General features: G+C 58.5%; 18 protein-coding genes. 15 read left to right on the top strand and 3 right to left on the bottom strand.

What is annotated here, in order from left to right; translation table 11 throughout:
- Nucleotides 1-4 precede the first annotated feature (4 nt).
- The 6 genes from LQ232_RS14085 to LQ232_RS14110 all read left to right on the top strand — a co-directional run bounded on the left by LQ232_RS14085 (nt 5) and on the right by LQ232_RS14110 (nt 7158).
- A complete protein-coding gene (locus tag LQ232_RS14085; protein ID WP_230180979.1) occupies nt 5-157 on the top strand; it encodes a cbb3-type cytochrome c oxidase subunit 3 in 153 nt (50 codons plus the stop codon).
- On the top strand, nt 150-1073 hold the full coding sequence (gene ccoP, locus LQ232_RS14090; RefSeq protein WP_230180980.1) for a cytochrome-c oxidase, cbb3-type subunit III: 924 nt from the start codon (nt 150-152) through the stop codon (nt 1071-1073). Before LQ232_RS14085 ends, ccoP begins: the two co-directional genes overlap by 8 nt.
- Before the next feature lie 9 nt (nt 1074-1082).
- Entirely contained in the window at nt 1083-2564 is a 1482-nt protein-coding gene (gene ccoG, locus LQ232_RS14095) for a cytochrome c oxidase accessory protein CcoG (RefSeq protein ID WP_371820244.1), read from the top strand.
- A gap of 17 nt (nt 2565-2581) precedes the next feature.
- Entirely contained in the window at nt 2582-3949 is a 1368-nt protein-coding gene (gene hemN, locus LQ232_RS14100) for an oxygen-independent coproporphyrinogen III oxidase (protein ID WP_230180981.1), read from the top strand.
- A 78-nt stretch (nt 3950-4027) separates the two neighbouring features.
- Nucleotides 4028-6787 (top strand): PAS domain S-box protein, encoded by a 2760-nt coding sequence (locus LQ232_RS14105; RefSeq protein WP_230180982.1) that lies wholly within the window; start codon nt 4028-4030, stop codon nt 6785-6787.
- On the top strand, nt 6787-7158 hold the full coding sequence (locus LQ232_RS14110) for a response regulator (RefSeq protein WP_230180983.1): 372 nt from the start codon (nt 6787-6789) through the stop codon (nt 7156-7158). Before LQ232_RS14105 ends, LQ232_RS14110 begins: the two co-directional genes overlap by 1 nt.
- Nucleotides 7159-7194: 36 nt before the next feature.
- Here the strand turns inward: LQ232_RS14110 and LQ232_RS14115 are convergent, their stop codons facing one another.
- The gene (locus tag LQ232_RS14115; protein WP_230180984.1) at nt 7195-7431 is read right to left on the bottom strand and encodes a hypothetical protein; all 237 of its coding nucleotides are present in this window, start codon (nt 7429-7431) and stop codon (nt 7195-7197) included.
- 127 nt (nt 7432-7558) lie between these two features.
- On the opposite strand from LQ232_RS14115, the gene LQ232_RS14120 reads away from it, so the two are divergent.
- Nucleotides 7559-8410, top strand: a complete 852-nt coding sequence (locus LQ232_RS14120) for a C1 family peptidase (protein ID WP_230180985.1) — start codon at nt 7559-7561, stop codon at nt 8408-8410.
- Nucleotides 8411-9036: 626 nt separating this feature from the next.
- Here LQ232_RS14120 and LQ232_RS14125 read toward each other — a convergent pair.
- Both LQ232_RS14125 and LQ232_RS14130 read right to left on the bottom strand, forming a co-directional pair.
- Nucleotides 9037-9330: a hypothetical protein gene (locus LQ232_RS14125; protein ID WP_230180986.1), complete on the bottom strand. Its 294-nt coding sequence runs from the start codon at nt 9328-9330 to the stop codon at nt 9037-9039.
- A gap of 45 nt (nt 9331-9375) precedes the next feature.
- Nucleotides 9376-9750 carry a helix-turn-helix transcriptional regulator gene (locus LQ232_RS14130; RefSeq protein ID WP_230180987.1) on the bottom strand — a complete coding sequence of 125 codons (375 nt, stop codon included), beginning with the start codon at nt 9748-9750 and terminating at the stop codon, nt 9376-9378.
- Nucleotides 9751-9855: 105 nt separating this feature from the next.
- On the opposite strand from LQ232_RS14130, the gene LQ232_RS14135 reads away from it, so the two are divergent.
- Genes LQ232_RS14135 through LQ232_RS14170 form a run of 8 tightly spaced genes read left to right on the top strand, consistent with a single transcriptional unit; the run spans nt 9856 to nt 12767 of the window.
- Nucleotides 9856-10071, top strand: a complete 216-nt coding sequence (locus tag LQ232_RS14135; protein WP_230180988.1) for a hypothetical protein — start codon at nt 9856-9858, stop codon at nt 10069-10071.
- Nucleotides 10068-10301 (top strand): hypothetical protein, encoded by a 234-nt coding sequence (locus LQ232_RS14140; protein ID WP_230180989.1) that lies wholly within the window; start codon nt 10068-10070, stop codon nt 10299-10301. Before LQ232_RS14135 ends, LQ232_RS14140 begins: the two co-directional genes overlap by 4 nt.
- Nucleotides 10298-11497, top strand: coding sequence for a replication initiation factor domain-containing protein (locus tag LQ232_RS14145; protein ID WP_230180990.1), 1200 nt, complete (start codon nt 10298-10300; stop codon nt 11495-11497). The genes LQ232_RS14140 and LQ232_RS14145 overlap by 4 nt, the downstream gene beginning before the upstream one ends.
- Nucleotides 11498-11524: 27 nt before the next feature.
- A complete protein-coding gene (locus LQ232_RS14150; protein ID WP_230180991.1) occupies nt 11525-11839 on the top strand; it encodes a hypothetical protein in 315 nt (104 codons plus the stop codon).
- Between the two features lie 2 nt (nt 11840-11841).
- The gene (locus LQ232_RS14155; protein WP_230180992.1) at nt 11842-12066 is read left to right on the top strand and encodes a hypothetical protein; all 225 of its coding nucleotides are present in this window, start codon (nt 11842-11844) and stop codon (nt 12064-12066) included.
- Nucleotides 12063-12209, top strand: a complete 147-nt coding sequence (locus tag LQ232_RS14160) for a hypothetical protein (protein ID WP_230180993.1) — start codon at nt 12063-12065, stop codon at nt 12207-12209. The genes LQ232_RS14155 and LQ232_RS14160 overlap by 4 nt, the downstream gene beginning before the upstream one ends.
- Nucleotides 12202-12576: a hypothetical protein gene (locus LQ232_RS14165; RefSeq protein ID WP_230180994.1), complete on the top strand. Its 375-nt coding sequence runs from the start codon at nt 12202-12204 to the stop codon at nt 12574-12576. The genes LQ232_RS14160 and LQ232_RS14165 overlap by 8 nt, the downstream gene beginning before the upstream one ends.
- Nucleotides 12573-12767 carry a major capsid protein gene (locus LQ232_RS14170; protein ID WP_230180995.1) on the top strand — a complete coding sequence of 65 codons (195 nt, stop codon included), beginning with the start codon at nt 12573-12575 and terminating at the stop codon, nt 12765-12767. The genes LQ232_RS14165 and LQ232_RS14170 overlap by 4 nt, the downstream gene beginning before the upstream one ends.

Here is a 12767-nt window from a genome sequence, read left to right on the forward strand (position 1 = left end):
TCCCATGGACCTCAATGAGTTACGAGTCCTGGTCACCCTGGCCAGCTTCGTCTGCTTTGGCGGCATCGCCATCTGGGCTTGCTGGCCTGGCCACCGCGCCGATTTTGACGCCGCAGCACATCTTCCCTTCAGTGACGAGGAGCCCGTCCGTGAGTGATTTCATCAGCAATGGATGGTCCGTCTACGTTGCGGCGGCCACCATCATCGGGCTTGTGGCCTGCCTGGCCTTGTTGGTCATCGCAGCCCGCCGCAAGGTCATTCCGGGCGACGACACCACCGGCCACGTCTGGGACGAAGACCTGCGCGAATTGAACAACCCCTTGCCGCGCTGGTGGATGGGCCTGTTCGTGGGCACGGTGATCTTTGCCTTTGCCTACCTGGCCCTGTATCCAGGCCTGGGCAGCACGCGGGGCTACTTTGACTGGAGCACCAACAGCCAGCACGCCGCCGAGCAAGAAGCCGCCCGCGCTTTGAGCGCACCCTTGTACGCCAAGTTCGCCGGCCTGCCGGTGGCCAGCCTGGCCAAGGACGCCCAAGCCATGGGCATTGGCGAACGCCTGTTCGTCAACAACTGCGCTACTTGCCACGGCTCTGACGCGCGAGGCAGCAAGGGCTTCCCGGATCTGACAGACAACGACTGGATCCATGGCGGTTCTGTCGAGAAAATCGAGGAAACCATCACCAAGGGCCGCATTGGCATGATGCCGCCCATGGCCGCTGCCGTGGGCACCGAGGCCGACGTGCGCAACCTGGCCCACTATGTGTTGAGCCTGTCTGGTGGCGCCCACAACAACATCGCAGCTCAGCTGGGACGGTCGTCATTCTCGGCCTGCGCGGCCTGTCATGGTGTTGATGGCAAGGGCAACCAGGCCATCGGCGCACCCAATCTGGCCGACAAGGTCTGGCTGCATGGTTGGGGTGAAGAGGCAGTCGTGAGCATGATCAAGAATGGCAAGACCAACCAGATGCCCGCCCATGGCAGCCGACTGAGTGCCGAACAGATCCACGTGCTGGCCGCGTATGTGTGGCAACTGTCACAACCCAAGGTGGAGAGCGTTGCCCTGCAACGGTAAAAGCACACCATGGCTGGTACGGAAAAGAAATCGTCGGGGCGCGTCATTCCCATCATGCCGGTGGCCGGTGGCGCGGCGGGTGGCGACGTAGCGCAACTCGTGTCGTTGTATGAGAAGCAGCCCAAGATCCACCCACGCGCTGTGCATGGCTGGTTCGCCGCCTGGCGCTGGGCGCTGGTGTGGCTGACCCAGGCTTTGTTCTATGGCCTGGCCTGGTTGCCATGGAATGGCCGTCAAGCCTTGCTGTTTGACCTGACCGCCAAGCGCTTTTTCATCTTTGATCTGGTGCTGTACCCGCAAGATTTCATCTACCTGACGGGCCTGCTGATCATCTGCGCCTTTGCGCTTTTCCTGTTCACCGCCGTGGCGGGACGCCTGTGGTGCGGCTATGCCTGCCCGCAAACGGTTTACACCGAGATCTTCTTGTGGGCCGAACGCCTGTTCGAAGGCGACCGCAACCAGCGCCTCAAGCTGGACGCAGGTCCCTGGGGCTGGCAAAAGACCTGGCGCAAGTTTGGCAAACACTTCACGTGGGGTGCCATTGCCCTGTGGACAGGCTTCACCTTCGTGGGTTACTTCACGCCCATCAGGACCCTGGCCGCCGAGGTGACGCAGTTCAGCCTGGGGCCGTGGGAGACATTCTGGGTGCTGTTCTATGGGCTGGCCACTTACGGCAATGCCGGCTACCTGCGCGAACAGGTTTGCAAATACATGTGCCCCTACGCGCGTTTCCAGAGCGCCATGTTTGACCACGACACCCTGGTCATCAGCTACGACCAAGAACGCGGTGACCCCCGTGGAACCCGTGCGCGCAGCGCTGATCTGAAGCAACTGGGCCTGGGCGATTGCATTGATTGCGGGCTGTGCGTGCAGGTGTGTCCTACCGGTATCGACATCCGAAATGGCCTGCAATACGAGTGCATTGGCTGTGCCGCCTGCATTGACGTTTGCGACAGCGTGATGGACAAGATGCGCTACCCGCGCGGCCTGATCAAGTACGCCACCCAGAATGGCATGGCGAATAAGCTCACATCCCGCCAGATGATGGGCCGCATGCTGAGACCCCGCATCCTCATCTACAGCGGCATTCTGGCCGTGATATCGCTGGGACTGGTGGCCAGCCTGGCCATGAAGAGTCCCTTCAAGGTCGATGTGGTCCGGGACCGCGGTTCACTGGCCCGCATCGCTGGCGAGGGCAATGTGGAGAATGTCTACCGACTGCAATTGATGAATGCCACCGAGCAAACCCAGCGCTTGCGGGTGCAGGTCAGTGGTTTACCGGGCGCCAAGGTCACGGGCATGGCCGAGATCCAGGTTGAGGCCACCGAGGCGCGCTGGTTCCCCGTTGTGGTTCAGATTCCGCACGAATCAGCAAGGCAGTTGAGCAGCGGCGTGCACCCTATCCAGTTCCAGATCGAGCGCCTGGCTGACGATGGTCAAGGCCGCAACGCCCGCGTGGTGGAAAAGTCCACCTTCGTCATTCCCCGTTGAAAGCCTGAAAGTCGTTCATGAACACGTCGTCGTCTGTGGGGCTGGACTCACGCTTGCTCCAACGTCTGGACAAGAGTGGCCCGCGCTACACCTCTTACCCCACGGCAGACCGCTTCAATGAACGCTTCAATCCGCAGGACTACGAACTGGCGCTGAAGACCCGCGCTGAAGGGTTGGCAGCTGGCTCGGCCATCGCACCCTTGTCGATGTATGTGCATGTGCCATTTTGCGAATCGGTGTGCTACTACTGCGCCTGCAACAAGATCGTCACCCGTGACCACACGAGGGCCGCGAAATACCTGGATGCGCTTGAGTTGGAGGTCGATCTGCATTTGCGCGCCTGGGGCCAGCCGCAACAGGCCTCGCAGCTTCACTTGGGCGGTGGAACGCCCACCTTCATGAGCGACCTGGAAATCAGCCGTCTGATGGCCATCCTGCGCCGCGCAGTCGAGTTCTCGTCCAATGCTGAGATGTCTGTGGAGGTGGATCCGCGAACCGTGACGCCACAACGCCTGGCCAACTTGGCCGAGATGGGTTTCAACCGCATCAGCTTTGGCGTGCAGGACTTTGACGAGCAGGTTCAGGCCGCCGTTCACCGCCTGCAACCTTTTGAGTCTGTTCAAGGGCTGATGGAGAGTGCCCGTTCATTGGGCTATGGCTCGATCAACATGGACTTGATTTACGGCTTGCCCAAGCAAACGCCCGATTCATTTGCCAAAACATTGGGGCAAGTGGCACAGCTGCGCCCAGACCGCATCGCCCTGTATGGCTACGCCCACATGCCAGAGCGCTTCAAGCCGCAGCGCCGGATCTTGACGCCAGACTTGCCCACGTCCGTGCAACGCATCAGCATGCTGGAACAAGCGATCAATCGCTTCAGGGCCGAGGGCTATGACTACATCGGCATGGACCACTTTGCCTTGCCCGACGACTCCTTGGCGGTGGCCAAGCGCCAAGGCAAGCTTCAGCGAAACTTTCAAGGCTACAGCACCCAACCCGATTGCGACATCGTGGCGCTGGGCGTGTCCGCCATTGGTCGTGTGGGCAACAGCTATTCGCAGAATGCCAAAACTTTGGACCAATACCTGGCCGCGCTCCGGCAAGGGCGTTTTCCGACCGAAAAAGGCCTTTGGTTGTCCAGCGATGACCTCATTCGCCGCACGGTGGTCATGGCCTTGATGTGCCAAGGCCGGCTGGATTTTGAGCTAATTGAGAAAACCTGCGGCATCACGGTGACCAGCTACTTCAAGCCAGAATTGGCCCGGTTGCAGGCCATGCAAGAGGAGGGCATGCTGGTCATTGAGCCTCGCGCAGTGCAGTTGACCCCTCTGGGCTGGCATTTTGTGCGAAGTATTGCCATGGTGTTTGACCGCTATCTTCATTGAAAACAGTGGCGCCCAAGCCACCCATTGACAGCGGCTCGTGAAACGACTGATCATGGCCTTCTCACGGAGGGTCGATCAGTGGATGAAGTCGTTTCGTTTCTGGGGCGAAATGGTTACCTGCCCCACGGCTACTGCTTCACGTGGAGACCCGAGCTGTTGTGGTCCATGGTGGGCGCCGACCTGGTCATCGCGGGTGCTTATTTCTCGATTCCCCTGGCGATGCTGAGTTTTGTCCGCCAGCGTGGCGAATCGGCCATGAACTGGCTGATCTGGCTGTTTTGCGCTTTCATCTTTGCCTGCGGCATCACGCACGTGATCGATGTGGTCACCATCTGGCAGCCTTTTTATGGCCTGCAGGCCATCGGCAAGGTGGTCACAGCCATCGTTTCACTGATCACCGCCATTGCACTGTGGCCACTGATCCCCAAAGCGCTCAAGATCCCCTCGGTTGATCAGCTGCAGACCAGCATCCAATCGCTGCAGGCTGAAGTCAAGCAACGCCGGGCCGCTGAAGCCAACTTGGCAGACACCCAAGAGGCACTGGTCATCGCCTTGGCCAGCATTGGCGCGGGCTTCCTGGCCACTGACCGCGAAGGGCGCGTCACTCGCATGAATGGCGTGGCCGAACAGGTCACGGGTTGGAGCCAGGCCCAGGCCTTGGGTCAGCCGCTGTGGGACGTGTTCCAGCATGAAGACCGGCCTGAGTCGTACCTGGGCCGCAACCCGGTGGACGTCATGATCGAGAACGGCGTCACCATCGACACGGTGCACCAGGTGGTGGCCATCCACCGTGACCAATCACGCACGGCGGTGGAGTTGAAGGCCTCGCTCACCCATTCGCAGGATGGCGAGGTGAGGGGGCTGGCCATGGTCTTCAGGGACATGACCGAGCTGAACCAGGCCGAGATGAAGGCCGGACAGCTGGCCGCCATTGTCGAATCCTCGCACGACGCCATCATAGGCAAGACCCTGGAAGGTCGCATCACGCACTGGAACAACGGCGCACAAAGGCTGTTCGGCTACACCGCCCAAGAAGCCATCGGACAACAGATCCAGATGTTGCTGCCCCCTGAGCGCGTTGCAGAAGAGATGGCCATCCTGGCCGAGCTGTCGGCTGGCGCCATGGTCACGGCTTTCGACACGGTTCGCCGGGCCAAGGATGGCACCCTGGTCGATGTCTCGGTCACGATTTCGCTCATTCGAAATGCTCAGGGCCAGATAGTAGGCGCCTCCAAGATCGCACGGGACATCACGCAGCAAAAGCGCGTTGAGCAAATGCGCGTGGATGCTGAAAAGCTGGAGGCCGAGAACCGCCAGGTTCACGCTGCCAATCGGCTCAAGAGCGAGTTCCTGGCCAACATGTCGCATGAGCTGAGGACACCGCTCAACGCCATCATTGGCTTTGCCGGTCTGTTGCACGGCGGCGCAGTCCCGCCCGAGTCGCCCAAACACCGCGATTTTCTGGGCCACATCGAAACCAGCGGCCAACACCTGCTGCAGCTCATCAACGATGTGCTCGATCTGTCCAAGGTCGAGGCCGGCAAGCTGGAGTTCTTCCCTGAATCCGTTGATCTGGCGCTGCTGGTCAGCGAGGTCACGACGATTCTCCAGACATCGGCAAGCCGCCAAGGGGTGACCCTGTACGCCGAGATCGACGAGCGTGTTGCCCAACTGCACATCGATCCGTCGCGGCTCAAGCAGGTGCTTTACAACTACTTGTCCAACGCCATCAAGTTCACCAGGGCGGGCGGGCAAGTCACCGTGCGGGCCATGCCGGAAGGCGCCGATCATTTCCGCATCGAGGTCGAGGACACTGGCGTCGGCATCGCCGCCGCAGACTTGTCGAAGCTCTTCATCGAGTTCCAGCAGCTTGACAGTAGCTACACCAAGCGCCATCAGGGCACGGGGCTGGGCCTGGCACTGACACGCAGGCTGGTTCAGGCGCAGGGCGGGCACATCGGGGTGCGAAGCACCTTGGGGGTTGGCAGTGTTTTTCACCTGGTCCTGCCGCGCAGCCATGCCTCCACCGATGCCGTGCCCAGCCCCGCTTTGTCAAGCAGCGGCCCTCGGTTTTTGGTGATCAAGGATGACCACCATGAGCAAAGCCGCATGGCCGACGCGCTGTTGGCGGTGGGTGTTCAGGTCGACCATGCCAAGACGGGCGATCAGGCGGTGGCGCAAGCGCACAGCCATCCCTACGACGCCATCACGCTCGATTTGATCTTGTCCGATTGCAGGGGCCTGGAGGCCCTGTCGGCCATTCGCAGCAAGGGGCCCAGCCGTGAGGCGCCGGTGGTGGCCGTGTCCATGCGAACAGCCTCGTCGTCGGCCGCCAGCTTCCCGGTGGCTGATGTGCTGAGCAAGCCCCTGGAAACCCGGCAGCTCAGCATGGCGCTGGGCAGCTTGGGCTTGACCCAGCGTGTTGGCGCGCGCGTCATGGTCGTTGACGATGATCAGCTTGCGCGGGATTTGATGGAAGCCACCTTGGGCAAGCTGGGCATCGACTTCATCGGCTTGTCGGATGGGCGGCAGGCGCTTGAGGAGATGGCACTGCACCGACCCGACGCGGTCATCCTCGACCTGATGATGCCCGGCATGGACGGCTTTGAAGTACTGGACGCGCTGCGCCGGCAAGCCGAATGGCGGGACATGCCCGTCTTTATCTGGACCAGCATGCTGTTGACCGCCGACGAATACGCGCACTTGTCGCGATCGGCCTTGGCGATCTTGACCAAGGGCGGTGCGAGCCTGGAGGATTTGCTGGACAACTTGAGGCGTTGGAAGGGGCCCCTGGCCGCGGATGCAAAGCAGCAGGCCACCGAAGACAAGGAGTCGTGATGCCGGGCCACCGAGTCATGATCATCGATGACAACCACATGAACCTGGAGTTGGTGTCCTACATGCTGGAGGCTGCCAATTTCGCCGTGAAGGTGGAAGTCGATGCCGTCACTGCATTGAAAAGCATTCCGGATTTCAAGCCCCAACTCATCTTGATGGACATCCAGCTGCCCGGGATGGACGGCTTGGAACTCACCCGCCTGCTGAAAGGCGATCCGCTCACCAACCACATCGCGATCGTGGCATTCACGGCCTATGCCATGAAAGGGGACGAGGCCAAGATGCTCGGCGCGGGGTGCGATGGCTACATCTCCAAGCCGATCAATGTGTCGACCTTCATTTCTCAGATCAGGGCTTACCTGGTCGACTGAGAGTCCTTGGTGGCGCCGAAGGTCTGGCACGCGCTTTCAAGAGTCCACATCGTTCTTCTTGGCTCCGCGTAAATTCATGATCGCCAGGCCCACTTGCAAGGCGATCAAGGCGTAAGCGTGGACCTGCCAGCCCCACACCAACCACAACACATTGCTCAAGAGGAACGCCCAGAAACCCCATGCACGTTTGCGTGCTGATCGGGAGGCCACCAGCCAGGAGGCTAGCAAGGTCACGGCCATGGCCGGCCATTGAAGGAGGTCGAGGTCGGGCATGAATGCGGTCGAAGAGTGAAAGACAACTCGGTTGCAATTGGTGTGCCGGCTTCACGCGATTGCTCAAGTGGTTCGCCTTTGCCACCGATAAACCAGAACACGAAACAGCAAATGCGGAGGACGCGGCATGGCAGCAGGAGGCAACTCGGGTGCAGCAGGGGGGAACGCAGGGCGGGCTGGTGGCCCGGTCGGTGATGTAAGGAAGCTGAACGTCGTTCAGTCAAAGGGAAAAGAAAACGACTGGAAAATTGAAAAGGCCATTGCAGATGGTCTGATCGGGCGCGACTTTCCTGAAAGCCTCGACCTGCGTGAAGACTGGTGGGACATTGCCGATCAGGGCGAAACCTCTTCTTGTGTTGGCTGGGCTTCGACCGACGGTGTGCTGAGATGGCACTTGGTAAAAGCCAATCGCATCCAAGCCACTGACAAGCTGTCAGTCCGCTTTACCTGGATGGCCGCCAAAGAGACGGACAAGAATGTCGAATTCGCTGAAACGTTCATTGAAGGCTCCGGAACGCCGCTGAAGCCGGCCCTGGATGTGATGCGCAAGTTCGGCAGCGTGCCGGAGGGCATCTTTCCGTTCAGCGATGGATTCGTGCATCGTGACTACAGCAGCACGGAAAAGTTTTACGCGCTGGCGAACCAACTCAAGATCAAATCCTATTACTGCCTTCAATACGACGAGATTGCCGACATCGACCGATTCAAAATCTGGCTGTTCCACTGCGGGCCCATTTTGGCGATGGTGGATGTCGATGCCAACTTCTCAAAGCCCAAGGTGGACAAAAAGATGGTTTTGGACGACTACGATGAGAAAAGTGCCGATGGCGGCCATGCGGTTGTCATCGCCGGTTACACGAAAGACCACTTCATCATTCGGAATAGCTGGGGCACTGAGTATGGCGACCAAGGCTATACCTACGCCACTAACGCCTATGTGCGTGCGGCCATTTGTGAGGCGTATGGGATAGCGCTCTGATGGCGCGCGATTTTCATGGTCACTGAAGCGCTCCCGGACGCGCGGTATGGCCGTCGCCGAGGAGGGCAAGGCCTTGTCTGAAGGCAAATATGCCTCGTCTGGCAACGTCCCAGCCCTTGTCGAGCAAGTGCATGCGCACCATCGCGTGTATCAATTGGACCTGCACACAAGCGGCCCACATGGCCCTTCCGGGCGTCAGGTCATCGCTGTTGCACACGCCAAAGAACAGGGTACCGCAGCGGCTGCGATCTGTGCGAGCAAACACGACCTAATAGAAATCCACCCAGTACCAAGGTGACGGAATATCCAACTTTGCCCAAAGACACTCTTAGAGCGGGAGCCGGGGTTTGCAAAACCACTAATTGGATTTTTGTAGCCCCGACGACGTCCCCCTATGATCCAACTTTTCTATCAGAGAACACAAAAATCTAACTTTTCTACACTAGCCATCCATGTGAAAGAAGTGGGCCAGGTGGCGCAATAGGAATGATTTGGCAGCTAACTGCCAGGAGCCGTCATTGACAATGTGGCTGGGATTTGTGCGCCCTCAACACGGCGATTTGTATCTGCGGGGATGCAATGATCCCGACTCACTAGGAATCTGTTACGACAAGGGAAACACTGACTTATGTCTGCAGCACTGCTAGCAGTTCCTCGTTTTCCTTACCGCCGACTTTCCTCGCCAGCGCGGTGGCGGCCTCGACCCGAACTGTCATCGGTAGCGATGAGTGCAGCGCAATCATGCGCAGTTCGGACTTCACGAGGGCGGTGGACCTGCATCGCGTGAGCAACAGCGAAAGTGTGACGCAATCATTGTTGGTGGGGTCGAAGACGGAGCCTTGCTTGAGCGGTATGTGCGCGACCTTTGCTGCGCCGAACGTATCGCCAGTGCGCTCAAGCGCGAGCGCGTAAGACACCATGGTCTTTGGTCCAGTACATCGTCCATGGCTTTTTGAAATGCTTTGTTAGTTTACATAATATACAGAGTGCGATTCTGTCAACCCCTGGGATAGGGGTGTCGCATTTGCGCTTTCAGAGTGAAAAGACGCTGAAATTGTGATAGCGCAAACGCCTGCAAAGAATGCTTTTTTGAGCACTTCTGCTCTGCTTGAGTTTTTTGGGTTTTCGATGATCGACAGGGCTAGCCACTCCCGCGATTCCTCCGGCGACATGCTCATTGCTGTGCATAGCAGCGCGACCGTTTCGGGAGAGATTGTCCTTTGGCCGTGGCGCATGTTGCTGATGTGCTGAACCGGAATCCCGCTCATCTTGCTTAGATTTGCGTCGCCTTCGCATGCAAGTGATGCTTTGTCAATAAGGGTTATCAGCTTCATTTTCATAACCAATCCTGGTTAGAGTTGCGTCCATCGGTAACCAGTATTGATTACTGGAACCAAAGTTGATTAGCGGCCACTGTACCGCACAGAACAACCCAGGGGCAACGAATGAAGCAATTTGGACCACGCGAGACCCATCAGCGCACAGTGCTCTTGTGGGCCTTTCTAGGCGGTGTGCCTCCTGTCGTGGTCAAAGCTGCAAACGCCTACACCGACCTGATCGCCCGTCCTCGCGGTCATTGGATGGCCGCCTGTGAAGGCATGCCGACCGGCGCCCGTTTCCCGCTGCAATGCCTGCTTACCTCCATGGAGCGGCAAGCGTGAGTGATCGCGTTTTCAACTTTCATATTGGCCTGCTTATCGGTGCCGCAGTTGCGATGTTTGGCTCAACCTGCTTCATCCAGTATGAGTTTTTGCCTGTTCTTGAGCAGGCCGTCTCTGTGCGCCTTGAGGCATGCGAGGGCGAGGCCCGGGACGCCGCAGGCGGCACGGGAGGCGACCGCGCCCACCCCGATGGTAATCACGGGGATAACCTTGGCGAGGTGCAACGATGACCCGCCCCGCTAAGTCGTCGTTGGTGTTGGATGGTCGTGCCATCAAAGCTCGGTTGGAGGCTGAGCGGCTTGAAACCAGTTCCATGGTTCATGTTGACTGGGTTCGCTTCACGGTTCGCCTGCGCCATGCCGTGACCTTGCGCCTTGTGCATGTGCCGGCTTCAACGTCGAATGCCTATGTCGATATTGCGCAGCAAGGCGACTACCGGATTCAAGAGTTGCGTCACATGATTGGGCAGTTGCCCGAGGTCGTTCAAGATGCTGCTGGTCAGGCTGCAACATTGGCTGACCGTGTTGCCGGCATGTTGGGGGAGGGCTTCGCTCGTGCTTCGATGATGGGCAAGGGGCACGATTTTTATAAGCATCGCTGGCCCATTTTGCGTAATGACGTTGAGTGCGGTTGGGTCGGCTTTGGTGCTTCGTCTGATAGCCCCAGGCAAGCCGCTCAGGCTTCAACGATCCATGTCAATTTGTTCGGTGCAGCGTGTACGTTTGCCGCTGATGGTTGGCGCGAAAAGATTGCCGCTCTCGTTGATGAGCTTGAAGCGGACATCACTCGCTGTGACCTTGCCGTTGATTTTTTTGATGGCTTCAAGGGCGGTATTGAGCGCGTTGTTGATCAGTACAAGCAAGGCCTGTGTGATTCCATGGGTCGCAAGCTCAAGGTCAAAGACATTAATTTTGTTCGTGGGTCTGAGCGGTCCTTGTACATAGGCTCCAAAGAAGCGGGCAAAGAAACAAACATTTATGAGAAGGGCGACATGCTCTTCGGCGAAGAAGCCGGTTCGGATTGGTTGCGCTTTGAGCTTCGCTATGGCAACAAGCTGCGCGTAATTTCGTCCGACATTCTTCGTAGACCTGCTGACTTTTTTGCTGGCGCCAGTGAATGGCATGCCTCGGTACTTGCTGAAGCTGGTGAGGTTGCTGAGCCTGAGCGCGTCAAGTGCCGTGGTCGGTTGCCCTTGCTGAATGTTGAGGCTGAAGCATTCCAAAACCTCAAGTGGGCATTCAACACAGCAGGCGCAACCATCGCGACTGTCTGGCGTTTGCTCTCCGATGAAGACCTGTTTCGCTTGGTCGATTCAAGCAAGGTCCCGCGCCGTTTGCAGCGCTTCACACCATCCGAACTCAAGATCGCCTTTGCAGCGGCCATGAGCCGATCAGTGGTCTCAGAGCCTTGCCCGGCTCTGGCTTGACCTTAACCAGGGCAACAGGAAAACATCATGCGTTTTGAATCCGAAGTCATCGTCCATGCCGTCAAGGAATCGGCTGGTGAATATGAGGGCCGCGCCTTCAGTTCTTGCACGTTCCACTGCGAAGTGGATCTGAAGGAAAACAACGCTGGCCGCTCCATCGGTCGTGTCACTCGTCCCTTCAAGTTGGGCGATGCCAAAGAGTTTGACAAGTGGGCTCACTTGGGTGCCTCGCTGCCCATCAAGGCGAAGGCTGTCTTCGACATGGAAGCTACCAAGGATGACGGTGCCAAGCTGGTCTTGGTGGACATCAAGCCTGTCGCCCAGGCCAGCAAGGCGGCCTAACCATGCGGCTCATCGTTCAAAGCCGCACAACAGGCAAGTTCCTGTGCCCAAGCCTGGATGACGGTCAACCCACATGGGTTCGGTCGTTGGCTGAGGCTGGCGGCGGCGTGGTCACTGATCCCGAAATGGCTACACAGCTTTTGGAGGATTGGGCTGACTTTGACGATGAGCCGGTGATTGTTGATCTGGATGTTCTCGGCACCGCAGATGAAGGGCTTGGGCTATGAGCATTGAACAACCTGGCTTTGATGAATCAGAGCCCGATGAGTTGCCGGTGCTCACTCCATTGCAGTTCGCGCTTTGCGTGGTTTGGTTCTTCATGCCATTCATTGCTCTTTGCTTTGATGCGCTGGTGAGTCGGCATGGCTGATCTTGCGCCTTCCGCAACGTGCGTGAGCATCTCTTACGACGCTGGCTCAAACCAGCGTGTCTATGTCGTTGAAGGTGCTTGGAGCTCTGGCTCGTGCTACGGGCAGGTACTGGTCATCGCCGGTGAATACGGCGATCTCGTTGCCGCGGCTGGTGGTGTTTCTGCACCCAGCACGCCAACAGCCCAGTTCACCGAAGAAGAAGTCACGTCTCTCAAATATCAGGCGTCGAATCCGTCGCCTTTCAATCTGTCCATCCCGGACGGAACCCTCGTTTCAGGTGCCATTGCTGGAACGTGGGCGCTCGCATGGGTGATCAAGCAACTCGTGCGGGCACTCAACACTGATGGTGAAAAGGAAAGTACATGAATCAAAAAATCAAGCGTGGTTTGGCCCTGGCCCTGGTCGTTGGCGGCTCTGCTGCTCAAGCAGCTGTTGACGTGACTGCGGCTACGACCGAAATCACCGATTCGAAGACTGCTGTGCTGGCCATCGGCTTGGCAGTGTTCGGCGTCTCGGTGGGCGTCAAGCTGTACAAGTGGCTCACCCGCGCACTGTGA

Origin of the sequence: Aquabacterium sp. CECT 9606, from assembly GCF_918741295.1 — a bacterium.
GTDB lineage: Bacteria > Pseudomonadota > Gammaproteobacteria > Burkholderiales > Burkholderiaceae_C > Aquabacterium.

What these genes read in the sequence shown, in the direction of transcription:
- LQ232_RS14085 (WP_230180979.1), top strand. Translation starts at nt 5, where the DNA reads ATGGACCTCAATGAGTTACGAGTCCTGGTCACCCTGGCCAGCTTCGTC.
- ccoG (WP_371820244.1), top strand. Translation starts at nt 1,083, where the DNA reads ATGGCTGGTACGGAAAAGAAATCGTCGGGGCGCGTCATTCCCATCATG.
- hemN (WP_230180981.1), top strand. Translation starts at nt 2,582, where the DNA reads ATGAACACGTCGTCGTCTGTGGGGCTGGACTCACGCTTGCTCCAACGT.
- LQ232_RS14110 (WP_230180983.1), top strand. Translation starts at nt 6,787, where the DNA reads ATGCCGGGCCACCGAGTCATGATCATCGATGACAACCACATGAACCTG.
- LQ232_RS14115 (WP_230180984.1), bottom strand. Translation starts at nt 7,431, where the DNA reads ATGCCCGACCTCGACCTCCTTCAATGGCCGGCCATGGCCGTGACCTTG.
- LQ232_RS14120 (WP_230180985.1), top strand. Translation starts at nt 7,559, where the DNA reads ATGGCAGCAGGAGGCAACTCGGGTGCAGCAGGGGGGAACGCAGGGCGG.
- LQ232_RS14125 (WP_230180986.1), bottom strand. Translation starts at nt 9,330, where the DNA reads ATGGTGTCTTACGCGCTCGCGCTTGAGCGCACTGGCGATACGTTCGGC.
- LQ232_RS14130 (WP_230180987.1), bottom strand. Translation starts at nt 9,750, where the DNA reads ATGAAAATGAAGCTGATAACCCTTATTGACAAAGCATCACTTGCATGC.
- LQ232_RS14135 (WP_230180988.1), top strand. Translation starts at nt 9,856, where the DNA reads ATGAAGCAATTTGGACCACGCGAGACCCATCAGCGCACAGTGCTCTTG.
- LQ232_RS14145 (WP_230180990.1), top strand. Translation starts at nt 10,298, where the DNA reads ATGACCCGCCCCGCTAAGTCGTCGTTGGTGTTGGATGGTCGTGCCATC.
- LQ232_RS14150 (WP_230180991.1), top strand. Translation starts at nt 11,525, where the DNA reads ATGCGTTTTGAATCCGAAGTCATCGTCCATGCCGTCAAGGAATCGGCT.
- LQ232_RS14155 (WP_230180992.1), top strand. Translation starts at nt 11,842, where the DNA reads ATGCGGCTCATCGTTCAAAGCCGCACAACAGGCAAGTTCCTGTGCCCA.
- LQ232_RS14160 (WP_230180993.1), top strand. Translation starts at nt 12,063, where the DNA reads ATGAGCATTGAACAACCTGGCTTTGATGAATCAGAGCCCGATGAGTTG.
- LQ232_RS14165 (WP_230180994.1), top strand. Translation starts at nt 12,202, where the DNA reads ATGGCTGATCTTGCGCCTTCCGCAACGTGCGTGAGCATCTCTTACGAC.
- LQ232_RS14170 (WP_230180995.1), top strand. Translation starts at nt 12,573, where the DNA reads ATGAATCAAAAAATCAAGCGTGGTTTGGCCCTGGCCCTGGTCGTTGGC.